Here is a 3931-nt window from a genome sequence, read left to right as displayed (position 1 = left end):
GGAAGCATTCACCCATGCGCAAGCGCATGGTACTCTGCGGGCTTGCTGGAGTGGAATCTACCGAGTGAGCAAAGCGAACGTGAGGGGGAGGCTCCGCCGGCTTTGCCGGTGGAGGGGGCGACGCAAGCCCCTACAAATAGACCAACTACTTTTTCTTTTGTCTTGAGTCTATAGTCTCTTGTCCATAGTCCCTAGTCCCTTTCCCAAGAATTTTTTCTATCGCCTCACACGCATGTTTCAAATTATCGTTCATGATTTGGTGGTTGTAGCGATCTTTATGGGCCAGCTCATGGTGGGCATTGTCAAGCCGGATCTGCCTTTCCTCAAGAGAGTCCGTTCCCCGTTCACTTAAACGCCGCTCCAGTTCTTCAACGGAGGGAGGAAGTAAAAACAAAGTCAGCGCCCTTTCCCCGTAAATTTTTTTCAGCGCCATTCCCCCTTCCACATCCAGATCCAAAACAACATCTCTTCCCTCTTGAAGGGCCTCATCTAAAGGAGCTTTGAGTGTTCCGTAATAGCGGTGATGTACTTTAGCCCACTCCACAAATTTTTCTTCCTTGATCCATTGCTGGAAAGTTTCTTGTGGAATGAAATGATAGTCTTTACCGTCCACTTCAGCCCCGCGTTTGGGGCGCGTTGTACAGGAAACGGAATGAATCATGTTGGGATGAGTCACTAAAAGGCGTTGAATCACGGAAGTCTTACCGGTTCCGGATGGGGCGGAAATAATAATGAGACGATTACCGTTCATTCAATGTTTTGCACCTGTTCACGCAAATTTTCGATCAGCGCTTTTCCGTCGACAACACAAGAAGAAATATCCGCATCATTTGCTTTCGCACCGATTGTGTTGATTTCACGATGCATCTCCTGAATTAAAAAATCGAGTTTACGCCCAACCGGTTCTTTGGAAAAAAACAGGCCTTCGTATTGTTTGGTGTGACTTTTAAGACGAATGACTTCCTCCGTGATATCCATTTTATCAACCGCCAAATTTGTTTCCATATTTCCGTTCCCCGGATTGGAAACAAAAACATTCCGCCGCTGTTTTGAATTTTGCAAAGAACGTTTTTCAATTTTATCAAGAAGGTGCCGCAATATTTTCAGGCGTTTTTTTTGGTCGGCGGTAATGTGTGCCCCTTCTTTCATACGCATTTTTTCTACCTGATTAATAAGTTGAAACAATAATTTCTGAATATCTCTCCAGTGTGAAAGATAATTTCCCTCTTTTTCCTGCGTATGAATAAAAGGTTCCACTCCCATCAAAGAGAGAAGATCCGCATTGGAGACAAGTTTCAACAATTTTTGAAGACGGGTGATAGCTTTCTGATAACGTTTTGCGAGATCCACATCCAGAACAAGTTCTGCCTCACCAAATACAGGAGTTAACTCTCTCAAAAATAATTCGATTTTACCACGGCTCAATCTTTTTTGGAGATGCTCTTTGAGGTTTGTTTCGAGCGAACCCATGCGCGGTGGAATGCGCAAAGAAATATCACAGTAACGATGATTAGTTGTCTTAAGTTCGATATACAAACGACCCCGCCCCACTTTTCCCGAAGCCGCTCCATAGCCTGTCATTGATTTCATAATATCGGGGGGAGCATTTTTACTCCGCATCCGCCGATAATACATGGCGAATACTTCGCGGTCCGGCAAAGCCTGACCTTGACTCGCTACGCTCCTTCCCCCCGCACCCCTTTCTCTCGGACCGACAAAGCCGGATCCTCGCTCACATTTTCTTATCCCTCGAAAATAATTTTTGTTTCGCCCAATTCGATTGTATCTCCCTTTTTTAAAAGACGGGATTCGATTTCTTCCGCGTTAACAAATGTTCCATTTTTGCTGACGAGATCCAGAATGCCGATGCCAATATCATCAAAGAAAATCATCGCATGAAGACGCGAAAGCGTTTGGTCTTTGAGCACTACATCGGGCGCGCGTTTGAAAGCCCCAAGTTGATCCGCATGTGCCGCTTCCTGAGTTGCCTGAGGTTTGCGAAATTGTTGCGAGATATATTGCAAAACAAGACTTTTTGTTTCTTCATCCAACGAAAGGGCCCAATCAACATTCAAAACAGTTGTCTTGGTTGTGTCTTGAGAAGAACGCCCAATGGCGCGACACGTCCCCGATTTCAAATCGAAAGTCATGGATTCATCCGGACCTTGCACCACGCGAAAAATAACGTTCTTCCCGAAAGCTTGTTGTGGTGCGCCTTTGGCGGCCTGCGGTGTTGTTCTGGTTTGTGGTGCTGTTCTCGCTTGCGGCACAGACACAGGAGCGGCGGCGGTCTTTTGTGGAACACCAGCTCCACGCATATCGGAAGCTTCTTCCACCAACATGACAGGAATTCCTTCCCGCACTGGAAATTTGAGAAGACAGTGATGACAAAGCAGACCACGCCCCCCTTCTACCTGCGCCAGCCGGGACTTGCACTGGGGGCAGACAAGAATCTCCAATAATTTGGACGAAAGGGACATGGACTGTTTTTTTGGGTCCTACTTTTTCGCCGGATGCGCGTTATATTCTTTGATCACATCGGGGGTAATATCTTTTGCACCCGAAGTGAACAAAACCCCACCCTGCGATCTTTCCAAAATAAGGGTGTAACCATCTTTTTGACCGATGGTCTGAACCACCGATTGCAATCCGGTTAAAATTTTCTTGAGTGATTCTGTTTTTGCGCTCGCCAATTCCTGCTCAAAACCGGCCCATTTTTGTTCCACTTCCATCAACTTCTTTTGAAGAGCCTGTTTTTTATCTTCCAAAGCCTGTCCGCTCAACACGAGACGTTGTTTGTCGAAATCCTGTTTCATGGTTTCCAGTTCTCCTTTCAGGATGTCAAACTTCTTTTTCTTTTCGGTCAAAGAAGCATTGAGCTGGGCTTCTGCTTTTTTTCCATCTTCAGTTTCATTGATTGCTTTTTGAAAATCAACAACGGCGATTTTGAATGCCGGTGTATTTTCCGCATAAAGCGTTGTGACAACGCCGAGACTCAACACCCCCAAAGTGACGAGTAAGAGAGATTTCTTGAACATTTTTCCTTCCTTTCTTAAAGTTGATTGAGAGCCGGCCTTATAACATCCCTTTCAAGAAAAACAAGGAATTTTGCTTTGCTTTCACACAAGTGTCGGACACTTACGAAGGCGCATGAGCTCTGCCATCAAAATACCGCCCGCGACAGAGACATTAAAAGAGTCCAGCACCCCTTCCATGGGAATGGTGACCAACGCATCACAGTTTTCCCGGACAAGTCGGCGTAACCCTCGTCCTTCACTTCCCAACACAAGAGCGATTGGGAATTTTGGTTGGATCTTAAAAATAGATTGTCCCTCTCCACCCGCGGCTCCCCATATTAAAAACCCATTTTCTTTCAAATAGTTAATCACATTTACCAGATTCACCTCTTGAACGATCGGAAGATATTCTTGCGCTCCTGAAGCCGCCTTACAAACGGTGTGCGTAACCAATACTTGGCGATGCTTGAGCAAAACAAGTCCGGAAGCTCCGCAAAGATGCGCGGTCCGGATTAAAGCACCCACATTATGAGGGTCTTGAATCTCATCCAAAAGAACCAAAAATCCCCCTTTTGGATCCTCTTTGGCTTTGTTGGCTACCGACTCCAGATCGGCATATTGAAAAATGCTTACTTCCGCCGCAATCCCCTGATGATCTTCCGAACCTGAAATTTGTCTTATTTTATCGCCGAAACATTCCGACACCGGAATTTTTCTGGTTTGAATCATCTGACGCAACTCTTCCGCTTTGGTATCGCGCGACTGAATCCCCCAATAAACGCGCAAAAATTTTCTTTTGCCCGCGCGTAGCATTTCAAAAACGGTGTTGCGTCCACACAGAATCTCTGTATTTTGCTTCGTTCTCATTTATGCTTCCTATTATCAATATCACTCCGAAAGGGGTTCAGTGGTTT

Annotated in this window: 5 protein-coding genes; all 5 read right to left on the bottom strand. The window is 45.7% G+C overall.

All coding sequences use genetic code 11. The annotated features are described in order from the left end of the window. Positions 1 to 145: 145 nt before the first annotated feature. Positions 146 to 751 (bottom strand): guanylate kinase, encoded by a 606-nt coding sequence (gmk, locus tag HY877_02175; GenBank protein ID MBI5299091.1) that lies wholly within the window; start codon positions 749 to 751, stop codon positions 146 to 148. Continuing rightward, positions 748 to 1590, bottom strand: a complete 843-nt coding sequence (locus HY877_02170; GenBank protein MBI5299090.1) for a YicC family protein — start codon at positions 1588 to 1590, stop codon at positions 748 to 750. The genes gmk and HY877_02170 overlap by 4 nt, the downstream gene beginning before the upstream one ends. A gap of 152 nt (positions 1591 to 1742) precedes the next feature. Further along, positions 1743 to 2480, bottom strand: coding sequence for an FHA domain-containing protein (locus HY877_02165; GenBank protein ID MBI5299089.1), 738 nt, complete (start codon positions 2478 to 2480; stop codon positions 1743 to 1745). An 18-nt stretch (positions 2481 to 2498) separates the two neighbouring features. Continuing rightward, entirely contained in the window at positions 2499 to 3038 is a 540-nt protein-coding gene (locus tag HY877_02160; GenBank protein ID MBI5299088.1) for an OmpH family outer membrane protein, read from the bottom strand. A gap of 81 nt (positions 3039 to 3119) precedes the next feature. Then, entirely contained in the window at positions 3120 to 3884 is a 765-nt protein-coding gene (rlmB, locus tag HY877_02155; GenBank protein ID MBI5299087.1) for a 23S rRNA (guanosine(2251)-2'-O)-methyltransferase RlmB, read from the bottom strand. Positions 3885 to 3931: the final 47 nt, after the last annotated feature.

It is taken from the genome of Deltaproteobacteria bacterium (assembly GCA_016213065.1).
GTDB lineage: Bacteria > UBA10199 > UBA10199 > SPLOWO2-01-44-7 > SPLOWO2-01-44-7 > JACRBV01.
The sequence above is the reverse complement of the archived record's forward strand: the minus strand, read 5'-3'. Positions and strand labels throughout refer to the sequence as shown.

What these genes read in the sequence shown, in the direction of transcription:
- gmk (MBI5299091.1), bottom strand. Translation starts at nt 751, where the DNA reads ATGAACGGTAATCGTCTCATTATTATTTCCGCCCCATCCGGAACCGGT.
- HY877_02170 (MBI5299090.1), bottom strand. Translation starts at nt 1,590, where the DNA reads ATGAAATCAATGACAGGCTATGGAGCGGCTTCGGGAAAAGTGGGGCGG.
- HY877_02165 (MBI5299089.1), bottom strand. Translation starts at nt 2,480, where the DNA reads ATGTCCCTTTCGTCCAAATTATTGGAGATTCTTGTCTGCCCCCAGTGC.
- HY877_02160 (MBI5299088.1), bottom strand. Translation starts at nt 3,038, where the DNA reads ATGTTCAAGAAATCTCTCTTACTCGTCACTTTGGGGGTGTTGAGTCTC.
- rlmB (MBI5299087.1), bottom strand. Translation starts at nt 3,884, where the DNA reads ATGAGAACGAAGCAAAATACAGAGATTCTGTGTGGACGCAACACCGTT.